The following is a 25503-nucleotide window of genomic DNA, read 5'->3' on the forward strand; positions in this document are numbered from 1 at the left end:
CCAGTACGAATCAATTTGCCGACAATATTGCATTGCTTGAGCACTTATGATCTGCTGCGACGATGCCGAAAGGCATTTTTTTATGGTGATCAGAGCTGGCAAATCTCGTAAATTTCGAGGTACCCTACAGGTGGTATGAAAAGTATAAGCAAACAGTGGTATGACTATGGCAAAACCTATCCTCTTGGATTCCGTTGAATACGAAATGCTTCTTGAGGTCGCCAAGCGAAACCGCCTGAAACCAGAGCAGTTTCTCAAGAAAATTATTCAATCGGCATATGGGCAACTCAAGTAAGCAGCAGGCGCTTTCCAAGATCCGTTTCTTGGAGGATCAACTGGTGTCCTTGGATCACTACCTTCCTGAGACCTACGACTACCTGATGCGGGAACTGGACATTCAGAAGCGGATCCTGGCAGAACTGGAGGTGCAGGAGCCCTTTGCTTCCATTGATGCTGAGAAATCCAAATGAACTTCTCCATTTACGACACCCGCCCACTATCTGACAAGGAAGAGGACCTGAGATCACTGGATGCCATTCAGGCAATTCTGGAGGACAGCATTGCCGACTATGCCCTGGAGAACCCTGAAAATCTCTTTGACGAAGATCAGCAGGAGATATTACGGAAACTTGTATTTTCCAAAGGGATAAGGTCGTTCTGGTTGGTCATCGCTCCAGATGGGAACTGGCGTTTGATCAACCAGAAGTTCCCACGCCTCCTGCTGATGGAGATTCACAATGCCCTTATTTCGGACTGATTTATTTGGTGTTCGTGAGTGAGCAGTTGAAAATCAATCGGGGAACCTAATCTATAAGGTATTCCTCCTGACCTCAAAATAATCCCGTGAGAAAAAATCCGTGGGGAAGTCGGTGCGAGAAAGTCCTCAGAGTTCCACTCTCTTCACCATTGACCATTGACCTGGTTTGATCTGCGTTCTTGCCCGTTTTGCGGTTGCTTCTTCTTCGATGAATCGCAGGTAGGTTCTTTGGAGCATTTCCGCTGAAGTCATCCCGTTCTGGGCGAAGGCATAAATCCCAGGAGGGCGACCCAATTCAGGGACTTCCTCCAGAGTGAGACGAAATGCCGTATGCCGTATGTTGGTAATTGTCATCCCTTGAGACGGAATTGGTGGGTCGCATTGATCCATCACATACCGCAGAAGGTCATTCAGGTTCTTCTTCAGGGTCCCTGAGATATCCGATTCCGACCGTTTGATGTGCGGGAATACCAGCACACCTTTTGGGCGTCTCAGGTTCATCCGCCTCCAGTTCGCAATCGCATCAGGTCGGTAGTGGGTCGTTCGCTGTTGAGGTCGGTTTCCTTTGGTCTGCTCCAGGAGACAGATGATTTCTTCGCCGTGATCCTGAAACCACTCCGCTCTGAGTCGTGGAAGGTCTTCTGCCCGTAAGTAGAAGAACCACATCAGGTTGAGAGTGTCGTAGAGATCGACCCAGTTCCGCTGGTTCAAGCGATTTGCTGCTTTCCACTCCAGCGCCTTGTATTGCTGGGGTGTGAGGTCTGCCCTTGCTGCTCCGCCTGAGAGTTCAACGATCTTTCCCATCAGTCGATCCCAGTCAGATCGCTTCAGGTGCTGAACCTGTTTGACCTGCCTGGAGATGGAGGGGAAGTCGGGGATTGATAGGTGCGGGAAATCAGACCGTGCTTCTTTGAGCAGGTCTCGTATCAGTGTCTTCTGCCGTGCCTTGGTGCCGCCCATATCGTTCGTGGCGGTTCTGCGGGCATCCAGCACCGCCCAGTAGTCATCAAAGTCAGCAGCGGTGATTTTCTCCACCGACTTCTGTGCCCAGGGTTGGTGCTTGACCCCGTAGGACCCGCCATCCCACTTCAGGTGTGTGTCCCTGCTCCATCGGGCGAAGTTTCTCTGGGTCTTGCGCTTGCTGCCCTCACGGGCATACCACCGCTCCCAGTAGGTCTCCAGGGCGTGGTGGTGCTCCGCTTCCTGCTGCTCCTTGAAGACCCGTGCTGAGCGTTGAAGTTCCTGGACCCAGACCACCGCCCTCCTTGCCGCCTCATAGGGGTCGGGGATGCCCATAGACCCACGATGGGGGTCGCGCTTGCCCGTCTTCCCTACACGCCCCTTGTCAGGGCGATGGTCTTCCTCCAGCGACGGCAACCAGGACGCTGAGAGGTTTTGCGTTCGGGCGACTTTACGAATCTTCAGGTTGTTGGGGTAAGACCCCTTGATGCCCAGATCTGAAACGCTGAGCACCGACCAGTTCTCTGGGAGCGGTGGAGACCCTGATTTCACCTTCTTTCGACCCAGTTTGGGGAGGCGTTCAGAGCACTGATTTTACCCCCAGTGGAAGGTGAGCGGAAGGTGAGTTGGAATCTTGCCCCTGTATTTGGTGCTGTCTTGGCGCATTTGACACCATATATGGTGCTAAATACTGAAAATATTGTAATTTTGCCCAGTTCGAATCTGGGTGCCGCCTTTATTAATGGCTTCGGCTTGAAGCTCCGTCTCATTTCAGAGGCGGGCCTGAGCTTCCCACCTCTGTCCGCTGGAATCACTGGCCTCGCACCTCAGGCGATGGCGTTCCAGCAGGCATGTCCCTTTGGCTAGCTGGGCCCGGGGCAAGGTGGGCGCTGGAGATCCGTCTAATTCCACGTTGGTGGCCACCGTGGTCACATCCAGCCGGATAGGCCATTGCGGTTTGCATTTGCCATCGGCGCCGCAGCGCATCGGCTTTTGACCGGGGGCGAGCACACCGGCGAAGACCAGGCTCCTGCTGCCGAATAGTTGGTTGGCAGAGGGCGTGATCAGGCGCACACTCAGCAGCCCCTCCATGTTTTGTTCAAGCCGCAACCGGACGCAGTTCTGCTTCTGTTCGCGCAGTAGCTGGGGTTGCCCCATCTGGCCGTGTCTCAGCGAGCAGCCCCTTAGCCCGATCTCCCAGCGCCCGAAGCCCCCTGCTTGGGCGGCGCTGGCCCAGGCCAGCAGCATCAGGCCCAGGCTGAACATCCGAGCCATGGGAGTGCTCAGTAGCCCGAGTCGGCCACGCAGCTGCCCTGGCAGCTGATGCCATTGCTGGCGGTGCGTCCGCAGTGTTGGCAAAGAACCGGCTCGAGGGGAGGCTCCGGCTGGCTGGTGTTATTAGGCAAGCTGGCGCAGCCGGGTGGGGGGGAATCGGGCATTTTGGGAGGTATCCGCTTTGGCACCTAACTCCACGATGGCGCATCCAGTGGGGCAGGCCGGCATCGGCGTTGGCACTTGGGCCTGGGGAAATCAATTTCTTTGGGGCTACGACCCGAGCCAGGATCCGGTGCTTGAAGCCACCTTCCAGCGTGCTGTGGCCTGCGGCCTGCACACCTTTGATACCGCGGACTCCTACGGCACTGGCAGGTTTAACGGCCGCAGTGAGGCCCTTTTGGGCCGCTTTGCGGCGGCCCTACCGGCGGCACAACGCGACCAGCTGCTGGTGGCGACCAAGCTCGCCCCCTTCCCCTGGCGACTGGGGCGCCGCGGCTATGACCGGGCTTTTGCGGCTTCGAAACGGCGCCTGGCCGGTCGAATTGATTTGGTGCAGTTGCACTGGAGCACGGCTCGTTACGCCCCCTGGCAGGAGGACCCCCTGCTTGAGGGTCTGGCTGATCTGGTGCAGCAGGGGGAGGTGGCGGCCCTTGGCGTTTCAAATATGGGACCGCGTCGCCTGCGGGCGGTGCACCAGCGCTTGGCCGAGCGGGGAGTGCCGCTCAGCAGCCTCCAAGTGCAGCTATCACTGCTGGCACCCAATCCGGTCCAGCCGGGCGGCGTGGCTGAAGTCTGCCGTGAGCTGGGTATCCGTTTGATCGCCTACAGCCCCCTGGCCCTGGGGCTGCTGGCCAGATCAATGGCGGATGGGCCTCTGCCTAGGGGGCCAAGGGGAGCTTTGTTCCGCCGTCTAGCTCCCGCCTTGGTTGAGCTCCAGGCTGAGATGGCCCGAATCGCGGCCAGTCGCGACGCCAGCCTGGCGGCGGTGGCCCTCAACTGGTGTCGTGCCCACGGCGCTTTGCCGATTCCTGGTCTGCGCCGGCCGGAGCAGGTGGAGCAGGCCGCGGCTGCCCTGGCCTGGAACCTGTCTGAGGAGGAGCGTCGCCGTCTAGATGATCTGGCGCTGGGATTGGACGTAGGCATGCCTGCCAATCCCTTCCAGAGCGACTAGCCGGCCTGGGGGGCTGGATCGAGGGTGAGCACCACCGGCATGGCCTGGGGGCGTACCAGGGGCACCACAGGGCTGGGACCGTGGTCGCCGTGGCTTTCGGCTTCGGCGGCCGCTTCGGGACCGCAGGCTGCCAGGGCTTCCTGCAGCAGGGAATCGAAGGTGGCTCCAGGCAGCCGGTGGCGTGCCAGCTCCAGGAAGGCTCGAGCCAGCGACTCACCAGCCGCTGCCCTCAGGGCGGGGTTGTTGTGGCGTAGCTGCAGCTCGTCATCGATTGAGCGCAGGAAGCGCTCCGTGACATCCCGCTTGGTGGAAGCCCGGATCCTGGTGTCCTGTTCGGCCTGGGATAGGAAAGGCTGAGCCTCAAGCTCCTCAAGCCGGCGACCCAGGCTTTCAAGCACCTCCCGCGCTTCTTTGGTCACGTGGGCCAGTTGGCCGTCTGAGAGCCGGGGCAGGTCGGCTACATAGACCTTGCCGTGATCTCGCAGGGTGAGGAAGGTGGGCCTCACTCCACCCCGCTGGGGCGCTGCCTGAAGCTCTCGGGGGCGTTGCGGCCGGGCTGGGGCTACGGGGCCGGCCGAGCTGCGGCGGCGGGTGATGCGTTGACCGGTGCCGAGGGGAGGTGCAGCGGAGGAGCCCAAGGGGCTTGGGGCCGCTATTCGCTGTGGTGAACCTATTGATTGCGTCATGACGCCACTCCTAATACAACTACGTATGGCTCGAACATCGCCCCGGCTCAGGAACCGGGGCGATAGGTGTTGATCAACTTCGAGGCCAGCACCCTAGGCAGGAGAGCGTCTTCCGACCGGGCCAGCAGCCCACTCTGATGCAATTGGCCATTGGCAGCCGGGCTGATCAAGCGCTGAAGGGAAGTCCTGCCAGCGGTTGCGCTCCAGCACTGCCATTGGCCACCGCGCCCAGCTCCCATGCCTCGTAGCCAGTGTCTTGGCAGATTGCGAGAGCTTGATCCGCTGCAGCTGCCGGCACCACTAGGCAGTAGCCCACCCCCAAATTGAAGGTGTTCCAGAGATCGGCCTCCGGCACTTCGCCGGCTTGCTGCAGCCAGTGGAACAGAGCTGGACGCTGCCAGCTGGTTGGGTCGATCACGCCGTGCACCCCAGTGGGCAGGCAGCGGGGCAGGTTTTCAGGCAGGCCGCCGCCGGTGATGTGGGCCATGCCGTTTATGGGCACCTTGCTGGCAAGCAAGGCTTTAACCAAGGTTCCATAGAGACGGGTGGGGGCGAGCAGGGCGTCTATCAGGTTTTGGTTGCTGTGGGGCAGGGTTGTGAGTTCATCGACCGCCTGGCTCTCAAGAATGCGGCGCACCAGGCTGAAGCCATTGCTATGGACCCCACTGCTGGCCACCGCCAGGATGCGATCCCCTGGACTAACGGCCCGTCCATCGATCAGGGCGCTCGCCTCGACCACGGCCACGCAGAAACCGGCCAGGTCGTAGCGGCCCGGGGCATAGAAGCCAGGCATTTCGGCTGTTTCGCCGCCAAGAAGGGCGCAGCCGCTTTGGCGGCAACCATCGGCGATGCCCTCCACCACCTCAGCCATGGCCTCCGGGCTGAGCTTGCCTGTGGCGATGTAATCAAGGAAGAAAAGCGGCTCGGCCCCGCTGGTGATTACGTCGTTGACGCACATCGCCACCAAGTCGATGCCCACATCGTGGTGGCGGCCGTAGGCCTGAGCCAGCTCAAGCTTGGTGCCAACCCCGTCGGTGCCGGAGACCAGCAGGGGATCCCGCAGCCCGGCGGGCAGTCGACATAGACCCCCGAAGCCTCCGAGCCCGCCCACAACCTCAGGGCGTCGGGTGGCTTCAACACTGGACCGGATCCGCTCCACAAACTCCCTGCCTGCGACCACATCCACCCCGGCTGTGCGGTAGTCCATCCCTTGCGAACCCATCTGCAGCTCCGATCCTCTGATGCCACCTGCCCAAATTCGGGGCCAATTGCTCGATTGGCACCTCAAGCGATTAGCTGCGCTGATGATTGTGATTTGGGTCGCTGATCCTCACTGGCCTTGCCGACCCCCGCTCAGCCCTGTAGGCGCCTGCCCTGGCCGCTTGGATTGCAATTGCTGATCAATCTTGTAGGTGTCGTTTTTGACCGAAAGGGCCGGCTGAAGCAGTTAACTTTGCCCTGTCGTCAATTCCCGATAGGAACCCCGAACGCGAATTCGTATCTCAACTCCATTCAGTTTGAGAGCGAATCCAACGCTGACGAATCACTAATTGCCTCTGGCTGGTGATTGCCGCAATAGCGGCGAGTTTCGTTTGTTATGCGCAGCACCTTCTCCCTTGGGGCCCTCGCCCTGCTTCTCTCCGGCAGTGCTTTGGTTCCCGCCATCGCCGACTCCAGCCTCGCCGCAACCAGCAACGATGCTGTAGCGACGGCTGTTTCCAGCCCTGAGCCCCAAGGCCCCACGCCTGCAGTCGCCATCCGCGAGGTCGATGTGGAGCTGTCACCAAGTGACACCCAGATCAAGCAGGCTCCTCCGACCCCCATCGCTCCTGCCCCCAAGCCAGCGCCCCGTGTGGTGCATAGCTCCAAGGGTCAGGCCAGTTGGTATGGCCCCGGTTTCTTTGGAAACCGCACTGCCAACGGTGAGGTCTTTCGTCCTGGCACCCTCACGGCGGCCCACCGCACCCTGCCTTTCGGCACCAAGGTGCGTGTGACCAACCTCTGGAATGGCCGCAGCGCCGTGGTGCGCATCAACGACCGGGGTCCTTTCCACGGCAACCGCGTCATTGACATTGCCCATGGAGCTGCCCAGTCCTTAGGCCTCACAGCCAGTGGCGTTGCTCAAGTGCGTCTCGAAGTGCTCCAGTGAGCTGAGCCAAGTCAGCTCCCTTGATCAGCCCATCCGCCAATCTGGCGGGTGGGTTTTTTGTTGGCTGCCGCCGCTCTTTCCTTGGACCTGCTCGAAACATGCCAAGACCTAGCCGCCTGGCGGCAGCAGCAGCAGGCTCCCCTGCATTTCGTGCCCACGATGGGGTCGCTGCATGAGGGTCATCAGCAGCTGATTCGCCGAGCAGCGGCACTGAGGCAAGGGTCAGGCCAGCCCCCATCTGTGTTGCTGAGTGTGTTTGTCAATCCCCTGCAGTTCGGCCCTGGGGAAGATCTCGAGTCCTATCCCCGGAACCTCCGCTCCGACATTGATCTAGCCGCCGCCGCCGGTGCCACGGCCCTGTTTGCTCCAAACGTGGCGGAGATCTACCCCCGGGGCGAGGCCGGCTTGACCCGGGTGGTGCCGCCTTTGCTTTTGCGCCAGAGGCTCTGTGGCCGCCACCGGCCCCAGCACTTTGAGGGGGTGGCCACCGTGGTGATTCGGCTGCTGACCCTGGTGCGCCCTGATCTCCTGCTGCTTGGCGAAAAGGATTGGCAGCAGCTGGTGATCCTGAGGCGGGTGGTGGCGGATCTGGGCTTGCCGCTGCGCATTCAGGGCTGCCCCACAGTGCGGGAGGCCGATGGGCTCGCCTGCAGTTCCCGCAACCGTCGCCTTTCCCCCTCCCAGCGCCAGCAGGCCGCGGCGCTGCCAGCTGGTCTGGCGGCTGCGGCTGCCCAAGTGCGTGGCGGCCTTTCCCAGGCCCCAGCGCTCACTTCCCAGCTGGCCCAGCAGCTGGAAGCGGCGGGCCTGAGGGTGGATTATGTGGAGCTTGTGGCTCCCCATAGCCTGGAGCCATTGCAGCAAGTGCAAGGCTTGGCCCTGCTCGCCACTGCGGTTCACTGCGGTTCAAGCCGCCTGATCGACCATTGTTTTCTGATGTCTCGTCTGCCGATCGTTGCCATTGATGGACCAGCGGGGGCGGGCAAGAGCACCGTCACCCGTGCCTTTGCGCGCCAGATGGGCCTGGTTTATCTAGACACCGGCGCCATGTACCGGGCCCTCACCTGGTGGGTGCTGCGCCAGGGAGCCAACCCTGCCGATGCGGCGGCTGTGGAACCCCTGCTGCTGGATCTGGATCTGCAGCTCAGTGCCGGCGGCGCCGGCGAGCAGCTGGTGAGCATCAATGGCTTCGACGTGACCGAGGCGATTCGCAGCCCGGAGGTAACGGCCCAGGTCTCCCTGGTGGCTGCCCACGGCTGTGTGCGCCAGGCCCTCACTGCCCAGCAGCAGGCCATGGGGCTTAAGGGGGGGCTGGTGGCCGAGGGCCGCGACATCGGCACCGCCGTTTTCCCCGACGCCGAGCTCAAGGTTTTTCTCACGGCCACTGCGGCGGAGCGGGCCCGCCGTCGCGCCCAAGACCTCGAGAGCCGGGGCTTTGCGGTGCCACCGCTGGCTGAGCTCGAGGCCCAGATAGTTGCCCGTGATCACCAGGATTCCAGCCGGGAGGTGGCGCCGCTGTGCCAGGCAGAGGATGCGGTGGAGCTGGTTACGGACGGTATGGCCATTGAGGCTGTGATCCAGGCACTCGTGGACCTGTTCCGCGAGAGGGTTCCGGAGGAGGCCTGGCCGGCCGCTAACGGCGTTTAGACCTTTAGTCGCTTAGTCGTCTAGGGCCTGCAGCAGGCCGCTGCAGGCGTCTTCCAGTAGGTCGAGCACGTGCTCAAATCCCTCGGCTCCCCCGTAATAGGGATCGGGCACTTCGCTGACATCAAACCGACTGCAGTAGCGCAGTAGGGGCTCGATGCGGGCGAGGCTGCTGCCGCCAGCTTCCCCGACTAGGGCTTGCACCTGAAGCAGGTTGCTGGCGTCCATTGTGAGGATGTGGTCGAAGCGGTTGAGATCGGCCAGCTCCAGCTGTCGCGCCCGGCTGGGTAGCTGGATGCCGCGGCGGCTGGCGGCTGCGCGCATGCGGGCATCGGCAGCCTTGCCCACATGCCAGCCCCCGGTGCCAGCCGAATCCACCACAAACCGGTCACAGGACTGAGATTGCTCCAGCAGGTGCAAAAACACCCCTTCAGCGGCTGGGGAGCGGCAAATGTTGCCCAGGCAGACAAACAGCACCCGTTTCTTCATTGCAGCTCCAGCCGTGAAAGGGCTAACTTGGCGCGCCTCTGCACCACCGGAGGAGTGCCATCAGTCGCTTCCTGGAGTGTGAGCAGGCCCTGTTGGGCCAGCTGCCTCTCCGGTGCCTCCGCGGGCAGGCCAGCTGCCAGCAACTCCAGACCCACCGCTACCGCATAGCGCACCACCCACTCGCCATCGCTGGTGGCGGCCAGTAGGGCTCCTAGGCACTGGCGCTGGACTTCGTGCTGTTGGGCAGGGGGGAGCTCGGTCAGCTGCAACTGGCCGAGCCCCTTGGCGGCAGCCCGGCGCACGCTGGCAGCTACGTCGCTGCCGAGGGCATCGAGCAGCAGCTCTAGCCCGCGCACATCGCCGATGCCGGCGAGGGCGCGCACTGCCCAGGCCCGGGCCCCGTAGTTTTCGGGGTCGAGCTGCAACAGGGCCTCCACGGCCGCTGTCCCCAGGCTGATCAGCCCTTCCACGGCGGCTACTGCCGCACCGGGGTTGTTGAAGCCCAACACCTCCACCAGCACCGGAGCTGCGCTGGCATCGGCGCAGCTCGCCAGTTCCTGGGTGGCTTGCAGTAGGGCCATGGCACTGCCGGCCTGTTGCAGGGCTGCAATTCGGGCTGCCACCGCTGGAACCTGGCTCATAGCAAGGCGTCCATGCAGGCCAGCAGGGCTTCGTCGCCGGGGTCGCCGTTGCCCTGTTCCACCAGCCCCCGCAGGGCCATCAATTTCAGACTGTTTTCGGCCAGGGTGGCGGCAATGGCTTTAAATCCGGGCCGCCAGCCAGCGGCACCTAGATCCATCAGGGCTGCACGACGCACCTGCAGCTGGGGATGGTCAAGTAGGTCCACAAGCAGTTCCCCCCAGCGCGCCTCACCGCTCAATTGCAGCAGGGTGCGCGCCGCAGCGCTGCGGATCAGGGGGCGCTCGTGGGCGAGGAAGGGTTTCACCACGGCCAGCACCCGCGGCTCGTTGACACCGATGTCGCCCAGGGCCTCCAGGAGGGCTTCGCAGGGTTCCACCAGGCGGGGGCTGTTGGTCTGCTGGGCGCCGGCCACAGCGGGGCCGCTAGCAAGCTTCTCGCAGAGAGCCTCGATGGCTGCCTTTGCTGCGAGTTGGCCCAGGGCTCGGGCTGCCGCTTCCCGTAGTCCGTCGTCGGCATCCTGCAGGGTGTCGAGCAGGTCGGGGATGGCCGCTTGCGCTGCTGGGGCCAGTTTGCCGAGGGCGCGGGCGGCATTGCGGGCTACCGCGTTCTCCTCCACGCCGGCTCCGCTATCCCTGGGCCGGCGTTGGCGCAGGGCTTGTTGCAATAGGGGCACTGCCTCTGGGTGCTGGCTGCGCATCCGGCCCAGCCACCAGGCTCCGTAGTACTGCTGGGAGGAGTCTTCGCTCTGGCGGAGCCGGCGCAGGGCTTCCTGCTCACTGATGGGTTCGCCTGCCTGGGGGGGGCTGGCGTCGGCGTCGGCCATGGGTGCTGTCGCGTGACGCGGGCTCCTAGTGATGTTGCCAGCCCAGGGCTGATTCCAAATTTCAGCTTGGGCATTATTCCGGCAGGTCCGCTGAGGACTGGCTCTCAATGAGTGAGAGCCAGCCAGGCACCGGAATCGCATAAATCGGGCTTACAAAGCATCGGCTCAGCCCCAAAGACAACGCGCATGGCGGGCCTAATACTCCAGTCGTGAACTCTTCGCAAAGGGGCAAACCAATCCAGGGCGTCCCCTCTAAGTTGCTGCCGACATACCTGTTCCTCAGACCGGCACCTATGGCTGTTGCGCTCGCTTCCCAACTGCGTGAAGGCACCAAAAAGGCCCACACGATGGCGGAGAACACCGGCTTCGTGAGCTGCTTCCTCAAGGGGGTGGTGGATAAGGCCAGCTACCGCACCCTGGTGGCCGACCTTTATTTCGTGTACTCGGCCATGGAGGAGGAGTTTGGCCGGCTTAGGGAGCATCCGGTGGTGGGCCCGGTGGCCTTTCCAGAGCTGAACCGGCGCGAAAGTCTCGAGCAGGATCTTGCCTTTTATTTCGGTGGTGACTGGCGTAATGCGGTCCAACCCACCCCTGGAGCCCAGCAATACGTAGAGCGGCTGCATCAGGTGGCGCGGGATTGCCCGGAGCTGCTGGTGGGTCACCACTACACCCGCTACATAGGTGATCTTTCCGGCGGCCAGATCCTCAAGAACATCGCCCAGAAGGCGATGAGCCTGGGCGAGCACGATGGCCTGCGTTTCTACGAATTCGCGGCTATTCCCGATGAGAAGGGCTTCAAGGCCAACTACCGCACCACCCTCGACGGCCTGCCGATCGACCAAGCCATGGCCGATCGCATTGTGGAGGAGGCCAACCACGCCTTCCACCTCAACATGACCATGTTCCAGGAACTGGAAGGCAATCTGATCGCCGCCATTGGCAAGGTTCTGTTTGGCTTCCTTACCCGGCGTCAGCGTTCGGGCAGCACGGAAGTGGTGGCGGCCTGAGGTTTGGCGGCGCTTGGATCGGACCCATCAGTCCTCGATTAGATCAACGCTCACCAGCCGGGTGAGACCTCCAGGGGTGGCTGGGTCGATGGTGCCTGGCTTGAAGTTGGCCTGAAACCACCACTGGCGACCATCCTTGCTGCGCCGCTCCACACGGAAGTTGTCCAGTCCCTGCTCCCGCAGTGCCAGTTGTAAAGCATCTCCGCTGCAGCCGGCGCAAGTGACGGAAAGTGGCGGTAGCCCAGGCACTTCGACGCAATAGACGGGCATGGGCTTAAGCCGATAGCTCAGGCTGCCACAAGAACCGAGTAGGGCTCAGGGAGCGTCATCCGTAGCGGTGACAACGCAACCCCCCATCCGGCAGGCCTAGGGTTGCAAAACTTCATGATTGGGCTTTGCGGGATGACTTCTGCCCCAGATCTGGCTTCCCTCTATCAGTTGCTGTCTCTCCAAGAGCGCCCGATCCTGCCCTCGGGCGAGCGTCGCGCAATCCTGGGTTGTGGCTACGTGGGCGAAGCGGTTGCCAAATCCTGGAAGCAGGAAGGGCATGCACTTTGGGGCACCACAACCCGGCGTGAACGCTTGGCAGAGCTGGCCGACCTAGTAGAGAATCCGCTGGTTTTTGATTCGACGGATCCCTCCAGCCGCCTGGACTTCGCAGCAGATCTCGACGGCATCTTGGTGTCCTTCGCTCCGTCGAAGAGTTCTAGTGTTGAGCTGAGCCAATACGAGCAGACCTTTCTTGGCGGTCTGCAACGGCTGATCGAAACGCTTAGCCGTCGGCCTGTCAGCTCGCCACTGCAGCTTGTTCACCTAAGTAGCTGTGGCGTGTATGGCAACCGGCAGGGAGCGCTCACAAGTGAGAGCGATCCAACTGATTCAAATCATCCAGTGAATTCCGTGCTTTTGAGGGCAGAGCAGATGATCGCGTCCGTCCGCTCCGAATCGATCAAGGTCTGCGTGTTGCGCCTCGGTGGCATATATGGGCCTGGACGCGATATTCCGGCCATGTTGCTCAGTGCAGCTGGCGGATTAGTGCAGCGTAATGGCTTGAATGTGCCGTGCTGGATTCACCGCGACGACATCGTTCGCGGTATCAACTTCGCCTTTGACCAAGGCCTGAATGACACGTACAACCTGGTCAATGACACCCAGTACAACGGCCAAGAGCTCACAGATCGGTTGTGTGAGCGCGCTGGGCTGCCACTGGCCAAGTGGTTGACCAGAGACACCAGCGATCGAATCCTTAATGCGCGGGTGAGTAATGAGAAGCTTAAGCAGCTTGGCTTCAGCCTCTCTCATCCATGCATGGTGGGCTGATAGCGGCGCTCTATCCAGGCCAAGAGATTGTGATTGGCATCAAACTCCATTGTCAGATGCACAAAGCTTTGATGATCTAGTATGCAGCCGAAGTGGATGTCAAATGAATGCTTTGGCAAGCTCTCCGGCAGGCTGCAGATTAAATTATCTGCAAATAACCCGTTCACTTCATTCTTGATAAACCATTCGCTACAGAATGGCGCCAACTGCTGTTCTGAAGTTGCAATTCCTGAACTGAATCCGGGTCTGATCACTGATTCCACCCCTTGCCAGCCAAAGACGGTCTCGAATACCGCCTCCAACGATTGAAACTGAGCGCGTTCTGGATCAGGACTGGTGCGTTGGCAGCGGAAGGGTGTGGCGGCGATTGAGTCCAGCAGCATCTGTCCATCCGGTTGTTGCTGGTAAAGCGCAACCAGCATCGAACGACTGCGACCGCTGAAGAAGTTCACTTCATGCCCAGCACGCGCGACGCTGCCTGCCATTTGCAGGCTCGACTGACCTGCAGTCTGCGGAAAATGCCAGCAGTTGTGGCTGAGGTTGTAATTGTGCCGACATAGGGGGAAGCGGCGTTCTCCACCCGGTGCGAATCGGAGGCCGGTTCCATGCCATTCACCCGTATGCGCATCCGAGAAGCGGATGGCGTAAAGCGAGGCCTCCGGGCTGACGGTGCCCTGCTTCATATTCATGCCGTCGCCGTTGCGGCCATACCAGGTGGTTGTTCCCTGCCAGTCGCCATCAAAGCTGGCGCGCATAAGGTCCCATTGCCGATCAGCTGCGGCTTTCGCGTGGTTATCTGAAGCTTCCATCGTCTTCAGTTCGGTAATCGGGTTTTCCAGAATCGTTGTTTCGTGATCAGAGGGTCCGCGGCGAAAAGTTTATGGGGCTCTCAGGCCACTATCCGCTGGTGAAAGATCCCTGGGGCTGGGGCGTGGCTTGATCCACTTCGTTGTCAGCGCTGACCCTAAACGTTTCTTAATTAACCGAGCGAGTGCAGCTGCCAGCGGTTGTAGACCTAAGGTGATGTTTGGCCTCATGATCGCCAAGCCATGGCCAAGGTAGGTGTGCTCCTGCTGAACCTCGGGGGTCCGGAGCGCATCCAGGATGTCGGCCCTTTTCTCTACAACCTGTTCTCGGATCCGGAGATCATCCGGCTACCCAACCCGGCTCTGCAGAAACCTCTGGCTTGGCTGATCAGCAGTCTGCGGGCGAGCAAGTCGCAGGAGGCTTATCGCTCTATCGGCGGTGGCTCGCCACTGCGGCGAATCACCGAGCAGCAGGCGCGGGAGCTGCAGAGTGCGCTGCGCCTGCTTGGGATCGAGGCCACCAGCTACGTGGCGATGCGCTACTGGCACCCATTCACCGAATCGGCGGTGGCAGACATCAAAGCCGACGATGTGGAGGAGGTGGTGGTGCTGCCTCTTTACCCTCACTTCTCAATTAGCACCAGCGGTTCCAGCTTTAGGGAGCTTCAGCGTCTTCGTCAGGCTGATCCTGTCTTCGCAGCTTTGCCGATTCGATGCATCCGCAGCTACCACGATGACCGGGGCTATATCGACGCCATGGCCGGGCTGATCGCCCGCGAGATCCAGGCCTGCCCGGACCCTGACAGCGCCCACGTGTTCTTCAGCGCCCACGGTGTTCCTAAGAGCTACGTGGAAGAAGCGGGCGATCCCTACCAAGGGGAGATCGAAACCTGCGCCCGGCTGATCATCGAGAAGTTGGAGGCCACATTGGGCCACAGCAACTCTTTCACCCTCGCTTACCAGAGCCGGGTGGGTCCTGTGGAGTGGCTCAAGCCCTACACCGACGAGGCATTGGCGGAGCTAGGGCGGCAGGGTGTGAAGGATCTGGTGGTTGTGCCGATCAGTTTTGTGAGCGAGCACATCGAGACCCTCGAAGAGATCGACATCGAGTACCGCAAGCTTGCTTTCGAGTCGGGCATCACTAATTTTCGCCGTGTGCCGGCGCTCGACACCAACCCTGCGTTCATCCAGGGGCTTGCGCGACTCGTCCAGCAGGCCCTGGATGGACCCGAAGTGAATCTTGACCAGGCGGCGGCTTTGCCCAGCACCGTGAAGCTTTACCCCCAGGACAAGTGGGCTTGGGGCTGGAACAACAGCTCAGAAGTGTGGAATGGCCGCTTAGCTATGCTCGGATTGTCCGCTTTCCTGGTGGAGCTGATCAGTGGAAGTGGCCCTCTTCATGCCATAGGCCTGCTTTGATCTACGTTTTGATCGGGATAGTGTCTATCCAGATCGAACAACACCTCATGGATATATGTCTCGGTCCATTCCGTGCCGTGAAAGCGCCCGAGCATCCCCCTTGCCGGATCTTTCTCTGCCCGGTAGCTGGTGTAGCGCTTTTGGCCATTGAGCAATATCGCTGAGCGATCGTCTGCCACGGGGGTCGCTTCATCCACGAGCTGTAAATAAAGCTTTAAATACTCAGCAAAGGCTTGAAATATAACGGTGCTGATCAGCTCATCGGAGGCTGCTCCCAAAGGTAGACGGGTCCAGAGAAATGCAGGTGAAAAGTAAGGTTCCGCCTCAGCAGGAATGGGTCCGCCATCAGGTAAGTGAGGTTTCCAGCTGTTAAAAATTGGAAGCAAGCGATCCCAGACAGGTTGGGTATGGAGGGAATCGCTGCGGTCAACCGGCTGCAGGTCAAGGGCCAGCAGATGGCCTGAGGGCAGCGTGACCAAATCTGCTCCGAAGAAAGGCAGATCAAAACGGCAGTGGGGATTGATGACTAGGTTCAGCACGGACGCTGCTGGCCCCGCCTCCACGCAGGCGGCCCTCACCTGGCGAAGTTTGTTGGTTTGACATGCCCAGGTTGCAGTTTGCACAACTACCGGCTGTGCCTTCGAACCGGTGGATCCGGTTTTTTGCAGAAACTGCTCCGGCACGGGGTAGGCGGCTGGCTCCAATGCCTGAAGCATTTCGACTGCATGATCAAGAAAGGGCTGCCAACGCCAACCGGGGATTCGGACCTGGTCAAGGCTGCAGCTTTGCGGTGCTGTCATTGCTGCGGGCTAGATGGGAAAAGGAACTCGTGCAGAAAGCGATCCGACCAAGCCTTGCCGAAGTGGCTGCTAAACAGGCCGTGAGCCGGATCTCTTTCGGCGCTATAGACATCGTATGCCTCCTGCAGGGTTTTCACCTTTTCTGCTGTAACTATGGAAGTGCGTTTGCCGGCTTCGGCGCTGAGCTGCCAGTAGCAGTCGAGAAAGGCAGTGAAAGCTCTGGGCAACGATTCCTGCGCCTCCTCAGCTCCTCCACGGCAGAACAGCAGCCAGGGCGAAAAATATTGGTTTGGATCAAATGAGCGCATGGCCTCAGCACCGTGAAGATCCGGGTGGCGAGAAATAAGTTCTTTTAGGCCTTGATAATAGGTGTCAAGATAATTTTGATCCTGCAGTAGTGGCTGAAAATCAAGCACTGCGACCAGCTTGCCGCGGGTGCCGAACCAAAGGAGATCGATTCCCATAAGGGGCTGATCGTTGTTGTATTCGGGATAGGCCACCGAATTCAACACTTGCAGGCTGTCCCCCGCGTCCATCCTGGTCACCCGCCAGCGCCGGAACCCAGGCACCTGCCAGAGCCAGCTTTGGATCACGCTCTGCCTCTTCGGGGAGCGACATTCAGCTAGCCCATCGGGTGGGGCAATGGGCTGCGCTCCAGACCGTTCCAGCCTGCTATTGAGCTCTTGCAAAAAAGGGTCAAACATCTCGGAGCGCTCAGGAGCAGGGTGGGTTAACGGAAACCGGCGGCCATGGAATCGGCGCTTTCCCGAAGCGACTGCAGAGTTGCGTCGGAGGGGCAACGAAGCTCCGTGCAGTAGGTGGTCATCGACACACCATCGAGACACTGCACTGAACTCACCCGCATTCGCACCTGATCCGTGACGAACCAGCAGCGCTCCGTGCCGACATTGCTGTCATAGCGCGTGGTAACGGTCATGACGCCATCGCTGGAAAAGGTGTATTGACTGAGGACGGGCTGCTTCTCCACGTAGCCCTTGTCACGGACCAGGAAACCCTGAGAGGGATCTCCGGCTAGAGGGATATCTATTAATACAGCCGCTTGATCTTCTGTTCTGGTTAGGGGTTTTAGATTGCTCTCCCACCAGAAACGGGCCCCTCCTGCTGCTAGAAGAGGATTGATATTAAGAGTTAGACATATCTGCTCGACGGCTGGATCCTCAGCGGAGAAGGGCTCGATAACAAGATTGGAATCGCCGAATTCATCATCTTGGTGGTCGAGGTGGTGCACAGCCCGTCGCGTCAGCCAGGCCCCTCGACTGGCCGCCAAGAACTGGTCCATCGTTCGGGCTGGGTCCATGGGTGCCACGGGCGGGTGAGGGGGATGGGGGTTAGTCCTGCTCGGACTTCTGGGACTCAAGCTGAGCCAGAATTGCTTCTAGCTTCTGCAGCTCGGGATGCTGAGCCAGGGTGAATTCGACTTGCTTCTGAGGGAGCTTCAGTCTTTGCCCCATGCCGATCACATCTTTGATAAGTCGATCGCGGTAGGCCGCTAGCTGATCAATCGACTCCTCCAACTCCTGCCGGCTGGGATCGGATCCGTTGATTGCAGACGTGTCGGCGCGAGCGGTGGTGCCGTCGGTCATGGGTTGGATTAGGCGGATGTCAGCATACGGAGTCGACCGCTGCGATCCACTAGAGCAGCTTCAAATGGGTCGCATCCATGGTGAAAATGGAAGAAAAGATAAATCTCCTGGTGCTTTGTTCCGCGATTAGGAGGGAGTGCGTGCCTTCCCCTTGCCAAAACCCTTTGCCAGCGCTGCACTTTTCAAGTCCGAGCGCGATGGGTGACGAAAGTTTGCATGATTGCTTAGTTCGGGGGCCTGAGGCGGGAGATGACCGTAGTTTCCCCTTACGCCTTCCCCGAGAGGCAGCTACGCCATACAGACCTGAACAGATCTAACGATCTTCACTGGCTGTCAATTGGCTAAGCACAAGCACCCCTGGCCCCTTTCCCATGCTCGACGCCTTTTCACGCGCTGTCGTCAGCGCAGATTCGAAGACTGCCCCTATTGGAGGCGGTGAGCTCGCTGCTCTCCGTAACTATGTTGCTGAGGGAAATAAGCGTCTAGACGCTGTTAACGCCATCACCAGCAATGCCTCCTGCATCGTTTCAGATGCAGTCACCGGCATGATCTGCGAAAACACTGGCCTGATCCAGGCTGGTGGCAACTGCTATCCCAACCGCCGCATGGCCGCCTGCCTGCGCGATGGCGAAATTGTGCTTCGCTACATCAGCTACGCGCTGCTGGCAGGCGACGCATCGGTTTTGGACGACCGCTGCCTGAACGGCCTCAAGGAAACCTACATCGCTCTGGGCGTTCCCCTTCAGTCTGCCGCTCGCGCCGTGGCCATCATGAAGGCTTCTTCCACAGCTCACATCAACGAGACAAACACCACCGGCACCAACCCTGTGGAAACCCGTTTCCGCAAGATGGAAACCGTTCAGGGCGACTGCTCCGCTCTAGTGGCTGAAGCTGCTACCTACTTTGACCGTGTGATCAGCGGCCTCAGCTGATTCATCCGAAGAGATTGCTTTTTTTAAACCACTACTACTCAATTAAACGAGGATCTTCACGATGAAGTCTGTTGTGACCACTGTTGTGACCGCCGCTGATGCCGCTGGTCGCTTCCCCTCCCAGAACGACCTGGAAGCTGTTCAGGGCAACATTCAGCGAGCTACTGCTCGTCTTGAAGCTGCTGAAAAGCTGGCTGCCGGTCTGGACAAAGTGACCAAGGAGGCTGGTGACGCCTGCTTCAGCAAGTACCCCTACCTCAAGCAAGCCGGCGAAGCTGGTGAGAACCAGGTCAAGGTGGACAAGTGCTACCGCGACATCGCTCACTATCTGCGTCTGATCAACTACTGCCTGGTTGTGGGCGGCACCGGCCCTCTCGATGAGTGGGGCATTGCCGGAGCCCGTGAGGTGTACCGCACCCTGCGTCTGCCTACCGCTGCTTACGTGGAAGCGCTCACCTTCACCCGCGATCGGGCTTGCTCCCCTCGTGACATGAGCCCCCAGGCTCTCAATGAGTTGAAGTCGTACCTTGATTACGCAATCAACGCCCTCTCCTGATCAGTTTCTGATTAATTGTTGAGGACAAACCAGGGAGGCCTTCGGGCCTCCTTTTTTGTGTGAAAATGATTCGTCGCCTACCCCCTCTCCTCGATGAAAATGGAAGCATTAGATATCTTATTTGATGATCTTGCCCACCCTAATCCTTATATTCAAAGCCAGGCTTTTATGGCTATGGTCAGGGATTGGCCTCAGCAAGCTCTACCTCGCCTGCTTGGTTTGTTGGCCCAACCGGATATAGCTTTACGCAGGGCTTCTGTTCGTGGTATTGGCGCCTTTGGCGAGGCAGCCTTGCTGCCCTTAGCGGATCTTCTTATGGCTAGCACGGACAGCACTATCCGCGCCAGCTGCGTGAAGGCCTATGCCCAGGTGGCTTCAAACCAGCCTGGGATCCATTTCCCCGAGACAGCGATGCAGGCTCTCGAGGAGGCACTTAGCGACGACTCACCGGTTGTGGCTGTTGCTTCGGTGATGGCCCTTGGGCAGGTTGGTGGGCAGGCGGTGCCGCTGTTGCTAAGAGTGGTGGGTGGTGATAATCCAGCCCAGGCGGTAGCAGCTGTCAATGCACTCGCCCAGATTGATGATCCTGCAATTGAACCGACTCTTAAGGATCTGCAGCACCAACCAAAGTTAGATAGTTATGTGCGAGAGACCCTTGAATCAGCCTTGGCTCGAATAAGGGAACTGCAAGCGCGTCAACCTCAGCCGGGCTGACGCGAGACGATTGTCATCCTCACTTGCTTAGCTGACTGATTGCTAGCTCTAGCACTAATCTGACACCAGGTTGTACTTCCTGTTCCACACTTGCTTTTAAGGCAGGCAATGCATCCCTGGCCCCTAGCTTCATCAGCGATAGAGCAGCATTTTTGCGAACCTGTTCTTCCGAATCGGTGAGCAGGGGGAGCAGGCGCGGGCAGGCCCATTCTGGCTCCTGCAACTTCCCCATCAGCGTTGCAGCTTCTGCCCGCACTTCGGAGTCCAGGTCATCCAGCGCGGTTAGAAGCAGCTGTCTCGCCTCGTCATCCCCCAAAGCCTGGATCTGTTCGCCGAGAGCTGCTATTGCTGCCGCTCTTATCCTGGCATCCGGCGAGCTGGCTGCTTGGCGAAGCGCTTCGGGCGCCTTGGCGCCGATAAAAGCGATCCCCCAGCTGGCCAGCCCCTGTTGCATGGCCGAAGCTTTTGGATGAACCAGCACTGAGAGGAGTGGATTGAGAGCCTGCTCGCCGACTGCAGCCATCGCTCCGACCGCTGATCCCTGCACAACGGGATCCGAATCTGAGAGTAGGGTTTCGAGTAAAACGGGCAAGGCAGCTGGATCTGCAATCAGGGTCAGAGTCTTAGCTGCAGCGCGTCGAACGGTGACGTTGTCGTGAGACTGCAATGCACGGCAGAGTGTTGGCACCGCTGCAGCACCCACTGCTCCAAGGCTTTCGGCAAAGGTGAGCCGCATCAAGCCCCTGGTATCGCCGAGACCAGCCACCATGCGCTCAATAGCTGGGGTGTCGGATGAAGGAACTAACCCCTGACGAAGTTGGGAACGAAGCTCTGCAGCAAGAATGTTGGCTTCCTCAACGCTCAGTTGCTGGATTCCAGATGCGGGGGTAGCGGACAGCTCGGCAGACAAGGGTCCCTCCTATTGAACTAATTATCAGGGATAGCCGTCGCGATCCTATGGTGGGCTTAACAAGATCAGGACATGACACGCTTTTTGCTCTCCCACAACCTTCAGGTGGTTTCCGACAACCTGAAGGGCTTGAATTCCGCGGAACTGGCGGCTGGTCTCGTTGCACACCTGTCCACCGATGTCCGGGTTCAGGCAGTCAGCCACCCTCACTGGTTGGTTCAGGTGGAAGCCGACCTGCTGCCCGTCGATTTGGCCAATGCCGTACTCCTGGCCTGGCGACAGCTTCGCTGCTCTGCAGGTGCTACTGATCATGATTGCCAGCTGTTGGCCTTAGGTGGACGCAAGGACGATCAAGGCGCCTCTGGAGCGTTGCTGCAGCAGAGTGACTGGGGGGTCGATGTGGTGGAGACTCTGAACACCGCCGCTTTCCTTCAGTCGATCAACTGGGATCTGCTCAAACAGGGGCGTGCTCCTGATGGTGTGTTCGAGCTTCAAGGCTGAGCTGGGCTATTTGCGGCGGCGGCGAGGTGATGGCTGTCCAGGCTTGGGCGATTCGACTGGGTCCGTAGAGGCTGTGGTCGCCACTGCGGAAACTGAGCTGGCCGCCTCCATCAGACATACCGACGTAACCGGGATTCCGTTCTGGTGTAGTTGCTGCATAGTGTGGCTCAGCATATGGCGCGGAACTCGCAGCTTCTGCGCAACCCTCTGGGGAGTTTCAGAATTGATGCTTGTAACAAGCAAAAGCGCACCACATTGATGGGGTCCCATTGTGCCTCTAATTTAGATGGGTTCATATTGAACGCTTCCTGGCTGGGTTGCATCAAGACACATAACTCTTAAACTTTCAGCGCTCTTGCCCTGCCGGCTATCAGAGTTGGAAGCAGCTCTGCTTTGAGCTCCACAGCCGCGTCCACTTTGACTTCTGAGGACAGTATTTTGGCAAGCTCCAGCAACAGTTACGACAATATCCATCCCGGGCTCAGCCACCATGATGCGCTAGCGATTCTTGAACAATCTCTTGACTCGCTTGATTCTGCCAGCGACTACTACATGGCGGCCGCCCATCTCGTGAATTTCCCCGGCGATAAAACGGAGGAGGCATTATTGCGGCTCATTGATAATTCTTCGGGCGAACAGGCGGTTAACCTTGCGCGCCGCAAAGCGGTCGAAGTTTTGGGCCGGCTTGGGGTTCAACGGGCCATCCCTAGCATTGGGCGTTGCCTAAGGAGCAATGATCACTATCTCGTTGAAAATGCCGCCTGGGCCCTTCTTCAGCTCAATTGCCAGGATGTTGAACTCCATCATGCAATGCTCCCGCTGCTCAATGATCCAGGCCAGAGCCGCAGGGTTCTTATCCAGGCTCTTGTGGGGTTAGAAGTGCATGCGGCCTTGCCCGTACTTCAATCGCTGCAAGATGAGGCGAATCCAGGGGTTCGCGGCGCTGCTTTGGCCGGGGTTGCACAGCTCAGTGGAGATAGTAGTCGCCTTCAAGAATTGGAAGACCACCTGACCCTGCCTAACCAAATGGACCGGCAGTCGGCAATTCAGGATTTAATTGACTGTCGGGCTACATATCTATTACCTTCGATCCTCAAGGCGCCCGTGTCCCCTGTGTTCAGGTTGCGCGCTCTGCGGACACTCTGGCCGGGCCAAGACAAATCACACGCAGGCATTGACCTGCTTACTTGTTTAGATTCGCTGATGTGGGATCAGCCAGAAGGTTTGGTCTTGGCGCACTGCTACGACACTGAACCAACCATATTATTTTTATTTGATGAGTTCTTTGGTACTGACTTTAGCCGTTGCTACCTAGCATTGTCCACATTGAAGCATAGGCCAGCAGAGGAGCTCTGGCCTGTTTTCTGGAAGCGATGGCAGGAGGATGCTTATAATGATTATGGTGCTCATTACTTCTTCATTCAGCTTCTTGGCAGTGTGGATGTCTGGCCTTCCGCTGCTACTCCTGTTATTGAGGCATTGCTGCTGGAAGCTATGAACAGCAAGCGCCCACAATTCGGCAAATCAAGAGCGGCTGCTTGCTTGGCTTTGAATAAACACTTCCCTGATATATGGTGCAAAAGTGTACGGCAGCTTTTGTCCTCCGATTTCACGCCAAGCTGGGAGCTACGTTATGCTGCATTGATTGGTCTTGATTCAATTGATGTTGCGAACAACCATGAAATATTTCAGCTATTACAGAATGCTTTTGCCGTGCAGGATCCTGATATTTTTGTAGATCGTAGGCGTCAAATGCTTATTTCAGAAAACCGGGTCTGAAAGGACCCACGCTCAGCCCAGTAGCGTTGAATTTCCAGGCCTTTGGGCCTCGGCACAGCTGCTTCAGCTCTCAGTATCTTGAATGTTCGACGGGGCCCCATGGGCCAGTTTCCAATTGCTCTTACAGACCGCACTTGCCCATCAAGCATATTTAGGCAGGCTTCAAAACGCTCAAGCTGACTATGATCAATTGTTTCAAAAATAAAGTCTTGGCCTTGGCAAATTAGGTGCTGCGAGCGGATCCAGCTACGGAATTGCTGGATAGCTGGTCCGTCAGCTTGCATGGTTTCTGTTTTATCCAATTTGTTCAGGTTCTTCTCCCTTATGATTACTTAGACGTGCCCACTCAGCTGTGACTTCATTCTCAAAGCTAGCCACGCGTTCAAAACGTAGTGGCCCATGTTCGGAGCCCCATTGCAAGGTATTGGTAGCTGGATCAAAACCCTGATCTCTACTAATCCAGTTTTCGTGATCAACCAACACCTCACTCACTAGATAGGTAGGCCGCCCATCGCGTGGCACTAGGCATTTATTACCAGGCTCTACCTTTCCGCTGAAGCAACCCGGTGTCGTCTCTTGGAAATGCATCGCACAACCGCAGCGTTGTTGAAGGCGATCAATATGAATTAGCTTGAGCAGTTTAGGCGTGAAGCCTGCTCCAGCTAAGCGAATTGGTTGGTCGAATCCAAAATTCTCAACAATCTGCACATTCTCGGTCGAAATCAGTCGATGTACACCTTGCCTATAAGGTCGCCAAGGATCGTGCCCATAGCTCTGCTCGGAGTAAAAACCAGGGCCCTGAAATACTTCCCAAGGCAGAGGGCGAAAATAGATGTTAATATGGGCAAAATTTACGGGATCGCTCTGTGACTGAGAGAAATTACTGTAGTGTCCAGCTAGAATTTTAGCGAATTTTAGGGTAATACCTATCATGGCGAACTCTACTGGCTGAAGGAATCTAACCGTCTGATTTCAGATGCGAAGGAGGTTTGCAGTATTCCTGAGCCGGCTGAAGTTCGCAGCACTGATGAGCGGCAGCGAACATTCTCAGATACGAACCAGATCCTTTCCTCTGCAATCGATTGACCATATTGGGTAGTGAGTATAAAAGTATCATCTTCTAAAAAAGCGTAGTTTGATACTGCTTGCTCGGCCTCTGCGTATCCAGTGCTTCGCAGTAAGATTCCTTTTTGATTATCAGTTGGGATTGGAACGAGTACGCATGATCCTGCTGATACTTCACTGGGGCCATCTGGCTCCCAGTCACTTTCTGCATTCCATTCCATTCGGAATGGCAGAAGGGGTTTGGCGTCGTGTATCTTGCAGTCTCTAATTAACTCAAGCACCAACGGATCTTGGAGTCCAATTGGTTCAATCAATACTGAACTGCGAACATCCTCAAATTGCTGAAAAGCAAGAGAATGACCACTTCTCATGGATCGCCAGCGGCCTAGGCTACGAGCTACAAAAGATTCCAGCTGCATCAACGCTGCTCAGGCCTTGTTTCTGTGAGTGGTCCTTGCAACTGGCAGACGACCTGCCTGAACCATGTGTACCCATGTATCGATCATCATGTTGATCGCAGGCTGCGTTTCTTCAGTGCTCTGATTAATCTGAGTGCACTCTGCTTTGCGATAGTCTTTGTCCTTTAAATTCATGGATTGCAGCCAGGGTGCTTGCTGTTGATGCTTTTAGGAGGCGGCGCAAGTGTTGCCTTAATATATATATTAAGGCTTTGAGCCGCCTCCGGTTTAGTTTGACTTAGGATTCATTAACTGAGGCGATGCGGCCTCCGCGTCGATGAATTGATTGGATGGCTGACGATAGCGAGCTGAAGGGAACGGTTGTCGTTTGCGTTACCCGTCGATTTAGGCCAACAGGATTAGCGCTTGTCCAGCGAATAGCATAGCGCTGGTTGTTGCGACCTCCTGGGCCGGGAGTTTTTTGACTGCCTCCGGGGGCTGATCTGGTCGCCAGGCTGACTAATAATTGTGATTGCCCGTCACCATCAAAACTTGCAAAGCCTGAAGTCAATGCACGTGTTCTATTATATGTAAGGTTGGATTCACCTTTCTGGCTTGCCACTCCCCTGTCATAAGGTACTGTATCAAAGCCAAAGACCTCTAGATACTCGGCTCCGTATATATAGCTGTTGATTTCTGCTTCGTATCCTTCTGTGGCTAGGAGCTGAACATGCTTGCTAAGTTCAGCCTGATTTCGTGGGGCGCGGCCTAAGAGATGCTTGAAGTTGAGTTCAACAAATCGATAGGGACCATTTGCATCAAAAAAGAGACGCCGATAGCTGTCGGACAGAGCTAGAGCATTGACCAGCCCCTGCACAGTGAGGTCTCCGTTGATGAATAGACTCTCTGCAGAGACTGAGAGCTCTTCATCAAATAGGTGTGCATTGCCAAATACCTGGCGGTAGGCGGCTTTCAGCTGGGCTTGAGCTTCTGATTGGCGTAAACCTGAATTGGAACGGTTAAGAGTTTCGATTTCCATGGTTTTTAGGTTGGTAGGGGGGGAGTTCAGAAATTAGCAGTTGTCCCGAATAAATGAACT

At 58.2% G+C, this 25503-nt stretch carries 31 protein-coding genes; 13 read left to right on the top strand and 18 right to left on the bottom strand.

Features of this window, described 5'->3' with window-relative positions; genetic code table 11:
* Window positions 1–278: 278 nt before the first annotated feature.
* Window positions 279–470 carry a hypothetical protein gene (locus KBY83_RS10210; protein ID WP_255019454.1) on the top strand — a complete coding sequence of 64 codons (192 nt, stop codon included), beginning with the start codon at window positions 279–281 and terminating at the stop codon, window positions 468–470.
* Complete coding sequence (locus KBY83_RS10215; RefSeq protein ID WP_255019455.1) at window positions 467–757, top strand: hypothetical protein; 291 nt, start codon at window positions 467–469, stop codon at window positions 755–757. The genes KBY83_RS10210 and KBY83_RS10215 overlap by 4 nt, the downstream gene beginning before the upstream one ends.
* A gap of 126 nt (window positions 758–883) precedes the next feature.
* Here KBY83_RS10215 and KBY83_RS10220 read toward each other — a convergent pair whose 3' ends face one another.
* The 3 genes from KBY83_RS10220 to KBY83_RS10230 all read right to left on the bottom strand — a co-directional run bounded on the left by KBY83_RS10220 (window position 884) and on the right by KBY83_RS10230 (window position 3156).
* Window positions 884–2230, bottom strand: a complete 1347-nt coding sequence (locus KBY83_RS10220) for a hypothetical protein (RefSeq protein WP_255019456.1) — start codon at window positions 2228–2230, stop codon at window positions 884–886.
* 258 nt (window positions 2231–2488) lie between these two features.
* Window positions 2489–2992 (bottom strand): hypothetical protein, encoded by a 504-nt coding sequence (locus KBY83_RS10225; RefSeq protein ID WP_255019457.1) that lies wholly within the window; start codon window positions 2990–2992, stop codon window positions 2489–2491.
* 8 nt (window positions 2993–3000) lie between these two features.
* A complete protein-coding gene (locus KBY83_RS10230) occupies window positions 3001–3156 on the bottom strand; it encodes a hypothetical protein (RefSeq protein ID WP_255019458.1) in 156 nt (51 codons plus the stop codon).
* A 35-nt stretch (window positions 3157–3191) separates the two neighbouring features.
* Here KBY83_RS10230 and KBY83_RS10235 point away from each other — a divergent pair, with 35 nt between their 5' ends.
* On the top strand, window positions 3192–4163 hold the full coding sequence (locus KBY83_RS10235) for an aldo/keto reductase (protein ID WP_255019459.1): 972 nt from the start codon (window positions 3192–3194) through the stop codon (window positions 4161–4163).
* On the opposite strand, the gene KBY83_RS10240 is transcribed toward KBY83_RS10235, so the two are convergent.
* Both KBY83_RS10240 and purM read right to left on the bottom strand, forming a co-directional pair.
* Entirely contained in the window at window positions 4160–4801 is a 642-nt protein-coding gene (locus tag KBY83_RS10240) for a hypothetical protein (RefSeq protein ID WP_255019460.1), read from the bottom strand. The two genes, KBY83_RS10235 and KBY83_RS10240, sit on opposite strands and share 4 nt — an antisense overlap.
* Before the next feature lie 214 nt (window positions 4802–5015).
* Window positions 5016–6056, bottom strand: a complete 1041-nt coding sequence (gene purM / locus KBY83_RS10245) for a phosphoribosylformylglycinamidine cyclo-ligase (protein ID WP_255019503.1) — start codon at window positions 6054–6056, stop codon at window positions 5016–5018.
* A gap of 390 nt (window positions 6057–6446) precedes the next feature.
* Between purM and KBY83_RS10250 the strand changes: the two genes are divergently transcribed.
* Window positions 6447–6998, top strand: a complete 552-nt coding sequence (locus KBY83_RS10250) for a septal ring lytic transglycosylase RlpA family protein (RefSeq protein ID WP_255019461.1) — start codon at window positions 6447–6449, stop codon at window positions 6996–6998.
* A 60-nt stretch (window positions 6999–7058) separates the two neighbouring features.
* Window positions 7059–8642, top strand: a complete 1584-nt coding sequence (locus KBY83_RS10255; RefSeq protein ID WP_396093827.1) for a bifunctional pantoate--beta-alanine ligase/(d)CMP kinase — start codon at window positions 7059–7061, stop codon at window positions 8640–8642.
* 12 nt (window positions 8643–8654) lie between these two features.
* On the opposite strand, the gene KBY83_RS10260 is transcribed toward KBY83_RS10255, so the two are convergent.
* The 3 genes from KBY83_RS10260 to KBY83_RS10270 are packed head-to-tail and all read right to left on the bottom strand — an operon-like array spanning window position 8655 to window position 10593.
* Window positions 8655–9128, bottom strand: coding sequence for a low molecular weight protein-tyrosine-phosphatase (locus tag KBY83_RS10260; RefSeq protein WP_255019462.1), 474 nt, complete (start codon window positions 9126–9128; stop codon window positions 8655–8657).
* A complete protein-coding gene (locus KBY83_RS10265) occupies window positions 9125–9769 on the bottom strand; it encodes a HEAT repeat domain-containing protein (RefSeq protein WP_255019463.1) in 645 nt (214 codons plus the stop codon). The genes KBY83_RS10260 and KBY83_RS10265 overlap by 4 nt, the downstream gene beginning before the upstream one ends.
* Window positions 9766–10593, bottom strand: a complete 828-nt coding sequence (locus tag KBY83_RS10270) for a HEAT repeat domain-containing protein (RefSeq protein ID WP_255019464.1) — start codon at window positions 10591–10593, stop codon at window positions 9766–9768. The genes KBY83_RS10265 and KBY83_RS10270 overlap by 4 nt, the downstream gene beginning before the upstream one ends.
* Window positions 10594–10886: 293 nt before the next feature.
* Between KBY83_RS10270 and KBY83_RS10275 the strand changes: the two genes are divergently transcribed.
* Complete coding sequence (locus KBY83_RS10275) at window positions 10887–11600, top strand: heme oxygenase (biliverdin-producing) (protein ID WP_255019465.1); 714 nt, start codon at window positions 10887–10889, stop codon at window positions 11598–11600.
* Between the two features lie 27 nt (window positions 11601–11627).
* Here the strand turns inward: KBY83_RS10275 and KBY83_RS10280 are convergent, their stop codons facing one another.
* A complete protein-coding gene (locus KBY83_RS10280; RefSeq protein ID WP_255019466.1) occupies window positions 11628–11870 on the bottom strand; it encodes a hypothetical protein in 243 nt (80 codons plus the stop codon).
* Window positions 11871–12002: 132 nt separating this feature from the next.
* Here KBY83_RS10280 and KBY83_RS10285 point away from each other — a divergent pair, with 132 nt between their 5' ends.
* Window positions 12003–12920 (top strand): NAD-dependent epimerase/dehydratase family protein, encoded by a 918-nt coding sequence (locus KBY83_RS10285; protein ID WP_255019467.1) that lies wholly within the window; start codon window positions 12003–12005, stop codon window positions 12918–12920.
* Here the strand turns inward: KBY83_RS10285 and KBY83_RS10290 are convergent.
* Window positions 12899–13729 carry a hypothetical protein gene (locus KBY83_RS10290; protein ID WP_255019468.1) on the bottom strand — a complete coding sequence of 277 codons (831 nt, stop codon included), beginning with the start codon at window positions 13727–13729 and terminating at the stop codon, window positions 12899–12901. The genes KBY83_RS10285 and KBY83_RS10290 overlap by 22 nt on opposite strands.
* Before the next feature lie 240 nt (window positions 13730–13969).
* Here KBY83_RS10290 and hemH point away from each other — a divergent pair, with 240 nt between their 5' ends.
* The gene (hemH, locus tag KBY83_RS10295) at window positions 13970–15145 is read left to right on the top strand and encodes a ferrochelatase (protein WP_255019469.1); all 1176 of its coding nucleotides are present in this window, start codon (window positions 13970–13972) and stop codon (window positions 15143–15145) included.
* Here the strand turns inward: hemH and KBY83_RS10300 are convergent.
* The 4 genes from KBY83_RS10300 to KBY83_RS10315 are packed head-to-tail and all read right to left on the bottom strand — an operon-like array spanning window position 15124 to window position 17549.
* On the bottom strand, window positions 15124–15945 hold the full coding sequence (locus KBY83_RS10300; protein ID WP_255019470.1) for a phycoerythrobilin:ferredoxin oxidoreductase: 822 nt from the start codon (window positions 15943–15945) through the stop codon (window positions 15124–15126). The two genes, hemH and KBY83_RS10300, sit on opposite strands and share 22 nt — an antisense overlap.
* The gene (locus KBY83_RS10305) at window positions 15942–16649 is read right to left on the bottom strand and encodes a 15,16-dihydrobiliverdin:ferredoxin oxidoreductase (protein WP_255019471.1); all 708 of its coding nucleotides are present in this window, start codon (window positions 16647–16649) and stop codon (window positions 15942–15944) included. Before KBY83_RS10305 ends, KBY83_RS10300 begins: the two co-directional genes overlap by 4 nt.
* A 26-nt stretch (window positions 16650–16675) precedes the next feature.
* Window positions 16676–17263, bottom strand: coding sequence for a phycobiliprotein lyase (locus KBY83_RS10310; RefSeq protein WP_254961266.1), 588 nt, complete (start codon window positions 17261–17263; stop codon window positions 16676–16678).
* A gap of 31 nt (window positions 17264–17294) precedes the next feature.
* Entirely contained in the window at window positions 17295–17549 is a 255-nt protein-coding gene (locus tag KBY83_RS10315; protein ID WP_254961265.1) for a hypothetical protein, read from the bottom strand.
* Between the two features lie 371 nt (window positions 17550–17920).
* Here KBY83_RS10315 and cpeB point away from each other — a divergent pair, with 371 nt between their 5' ends.
* The 3 genes from cpeB (at window position 17921) to KBY83_RS10330 (ending at window position 19751) form a co-directional block, all read left to right on the top strand.
* Window positions 17921–18481, top strand: a complete 561-nt coding sequence (gene cpeB / locus KBY83_RS10320) for a class 1 C-phycoerythrin subunit beta (RefSeq protein WP_254941610.1) — start codon at window positions 17921–17923, stop codon at window positions 18479–18481.
* A gap of 61 nt (window positions 18482–18542) precedes the next feature.
* Entirely contained in the window at window positions 18543–19037 is a 495-nt protein-coding gene (gene cpeA / locus KBY83_RS10325) for a class 1 C-phycoerythrin subunit alpha (RefSeq protein WP_106632843.1), read from the top strand.
* A 93-nt stretch (window positions 19038–19130) separates the two neighbouring features.
* Entirely contained in the window at window positions 19131–19751 is a 621-nt protein-coding gene (locus KBY83_RS10330; protein ID WP_255019472.1) for a HEAT repeat domain-containing protein, read from the top strand.
* Between the two features lie 19 nt (window positions 19752–19770).
* On the opposite strand, the gene KBY83_RS10335 is transcribed toward KBY83_RS10330, so the two are convergent.
* Complete coding sequence (locus KBY83_RS10335; RefSeq protein WP_255019473.1) at window positions 19771–20661, bottom strand: HEAT repeat domain-containing protein; 891 nt, start codon at window positions 20659–20661, stop codon at window positions 19771–19773.
* Window positions 20662–20733: 72 nt separating this feature from the next.
* Between KBY83_RS10335 and KBY83_RS10340 the strand changes: the two genes are divergently transcribed.
* Both KBY83_RS10340 and KBY83_RS10345 read left to right on the top strand, forming a co-directional pair.
* Window positions 20734–21162 (top strand): DUF2656 family protein, encoded by a 429-nt coding sequence (locus tag KBY83_RS10340; RefSeq protein WP_106632840.1) that lies wholly within the window; start codon window positions 20734–20736, stop codon window positions 21160–21162.
* Between the two features lie 393 nt (window positions 21163–21555).
* On the top strand, window positions 21556–22941 hold the full coding sequence (locus tag KBY83_RS10345; RefSeq protein WP_255019474.1) for a HEAT repeat domain-containing protein: 1386 nt from the start codon (window positions 21556–21558) through the stop codon (window positions 22939–22941).
* Between the two features lie 294 nt (window positions 22942–23235).
* On the opposite strand, the gene KBY83_RS10355 is transcribed toward KBY83_RS10345, so the two are convergent.
* The 3 genes from KBY83_RS10355 to KBY83_RS10365 form a co-directional block, all read right to left on the bottom strand.
* On the bottom strand, window positions 23236–23874 hold the full coding sequence (locus KBY83_RS10355; RefSeq protein ID WP_255019476.1) for a chromophore lyase CpcT/CpeT: 639 nt from the start codon (window positions 23872–23874) through the stop codon (window positions 23236–23238).
* Between the two features lie 8 nt (window positions 23875–23882).
* On the bottom strand, window positions 23883–24425 hold the full coding sequence (locus tag KBY83_RS10360) for a phycobiliprotein lyase (RefSeq protein ID WP_255019477.1): 543 nt from the start codon (window positions 24423–24425) through the stop codon (window positions 23883–23885).
* A 277-nt stretch (window positions 24426–24702) separates the two neighbouring features.
* Window positions 24703–25443, bottom strand: coding sequence for a phycobilisome rod-core linker polypeptide (locus KBY83_RS10365; RefSeq protein ID WP_255019478.1), 741 nt, complete (start codon window positions 25441–25443; stop codon window positions 24703–24705).
* Window positions 25444–25503 lie beyond the last annotated feature (60 nt).

Origin of the sequence: Cyanobium sp. WKJ7-Wakatipu (genome assembly GCF_024345355.1) — a bacterium.
Lineage (GTDB): Bacteria > Cyanobacteriota > Cyanobacteriia > PCC-6307 > Cyanobiaceae > Cyanobium_A > Cyanobium_A usitatum.

Bases quoted from the DNA above. Each gene is read 5' to 3' on its own strand.
- KBY83_RS10340 (WP_106632840.1), top strand. From the start codon at position 20,734: ATGACACGCTTTTTGCTCTCCCACAACCTTCAGGTGGTTTCCGACAAC.
- KBY83_RS10270 (WP_255019464.1), bottom strand. From the start codon at position 10,593: ATGGCCGACGCCGACGCCAGCCCCCCCCAGGCAGGCGAACCCATCAGT.
- KBY83_RS10290 (WP_255019468.1), bottom strand. From the start codon at position 13,729: ATGGAAGCTTCAGATAACCACGCGAAAGCCGCAGCTGATCGGCAATGG.
- KBY83_RS10360 (WP_255019477.1), bottom strand. From the start codon at position 24,425: ATGCAGCTGGAATCTTTTGTAGCTCGTAGCCTAGGCCGCTGGCGATCC.
- KBY83_RS10310 (WP_254961266.1), bottom strand. From the start codon at position 17,263: ATGGACCCAGCCCGAACGATGGACCAGTTCTTGGCGGCCAGTCGAGGG.
- purM (WP_255019503.1), bottom strand. From the start codon at position 6,056: ATGGACTACCGCACAGCCGGGGTGGATGTGGTCGCAGGCAGGGAGTTT.
- KBY83_RS10280 (WP_255019466.1), bottom strand. From the start codon at position 11,870: ATGCCCGTCTATTGCGTCGAAGTGCCTGGGCTACCGCCACTTTCCGTC.
- KBY83_RS10230 (WP_255019458.1), bottom strand. From the start codon at position 3,156: ATGCCCGATTCCCCCCCACCCGGCTGCGCCAGCTTGCCTAATAACACC.
- cpeB (WP_254941610.1), top strand. From the start codon at position 17,921: ATGCTCGACGCCTTTTCACGCGCTGTCGTCAGCGCAGATTCGAAGACT.
- KBY83_RS10275 (WP_255019465.1), top strand. From the start codon at position 10,887: ATGGCTGTTGCGCTCGCTTCCCAACTGCGTGAAGGCACCAAAAAGGCC.
- KBY83_RS10260 (WP_255019462.1), bottom strand. From the start codon at position 9,128: ATGAAGAAACGGGTGCTGTTTGTCTGCCTGGGCAACATTTGCCGCTCC.
- cpeA (WP_106632843.1), top strand. From the start codon at position 18,543: ATGAAGTCTGTTGTGACCACTGTTGTGACCGCCGCTGATGCCGCTGGT.
- KBY83_RS10305 (WP_255019471.1), bottom strand. From the start codon at position 16,649: ATGTTTGACCCTTTTTTGCAAGAGCTCAATAGCAGGCTGGAACGGTCT.
- KBY83_RS10355 (WP_255019476.1), bottom strand. From the start codon at position 23,874: ATGATAGGTATTACCCTAAAATTCGCTAAAATTCTAGCTGGACACTAC.
- KBY83_RS10235 (WP_255019459.1), top strand. From the start codon at position 3,192: ATGGCGCATCCAGTGGGGCAGGCCGGCATCGGCGTTGGCACTTGGGCC.
- KBY83_RS10225 (WP_255019457.1), bottom strand. From the start codon at position 2,992: ATGGCTCGGATGTTCAGCCTGGGCCTGATGCTGCTGGCCTGGGCCAGC.
- KBY83_RS10365 (WP_255019478.1), bottom strand. From the start codon at position 25,443: ATGGAAATCGAAACTCTTAACCGTTCCAATTCAGGTTTACGCCAATCA.
- KBY83_RS10210 (WP_255019454.1), top strand. From the start codon at position 279: ATGGGCAACTCAAGTAAGCAGCAGGCGCTTTCCAAGATCCGTTTCTTG.
- KBY83_RS10285 (WP_255019467.1), top strand. From the start codon at position 12,003: ATGACTTCTGCCCCAGATCTGGCTTCCCTCTATCAGTTGCTGTCTCTC.
- KBY83_RS10330 (WP_255019472.1), top strand. From the start codon at position 19,131: ATGAAAATGGAAGCATTAGATATCTTATTTGATGATCTTGCCCACCCT.
- hemH (WP_255019469.1), top strand. From the start codon at position 13,970: ATGGCCAAGGTAGGTGTGCTCCTGCTGAACCTCGGGGGTCCGGAGCGC.
- KBY83_RS10265 (WP_255019463.1), bottom strand. From the start codon at position 9,769: ATGAGCCAGGTTCCAGCGGTGGCAGCCCGAATTGCAGCCCTGCAACAG.
- KBY83_RS10300 (WP_255019470.1), bottom strand. From the start codon at position 15,945: ATGACAGCACCGCAAAGCTGCAGCCTTGACCAGGTCCGAATCCCCGGT.
- KBY83_RS10250 (WP_255019461.1), top strand. From the start codon at position 6,447: ATGCGCAGCACCTTCTCCCTTGGGGCCCTCGCCCTGCTTCTCTCCGGC.
- KBY83_RS10315 (WP_254961265.1), bottom strand. From the start codon at position 17,549: ATGACCGACGGCACCACCGCTCGCGCCGACACGTCTGCAATCAACGGA.
- KBY83_RS10215 (WP_255019455.1), top strand. From the start codon at position 467: ATGAACTTCTCCATTTACGACACCCGCCCACTATCTGACAAGGAAGAG.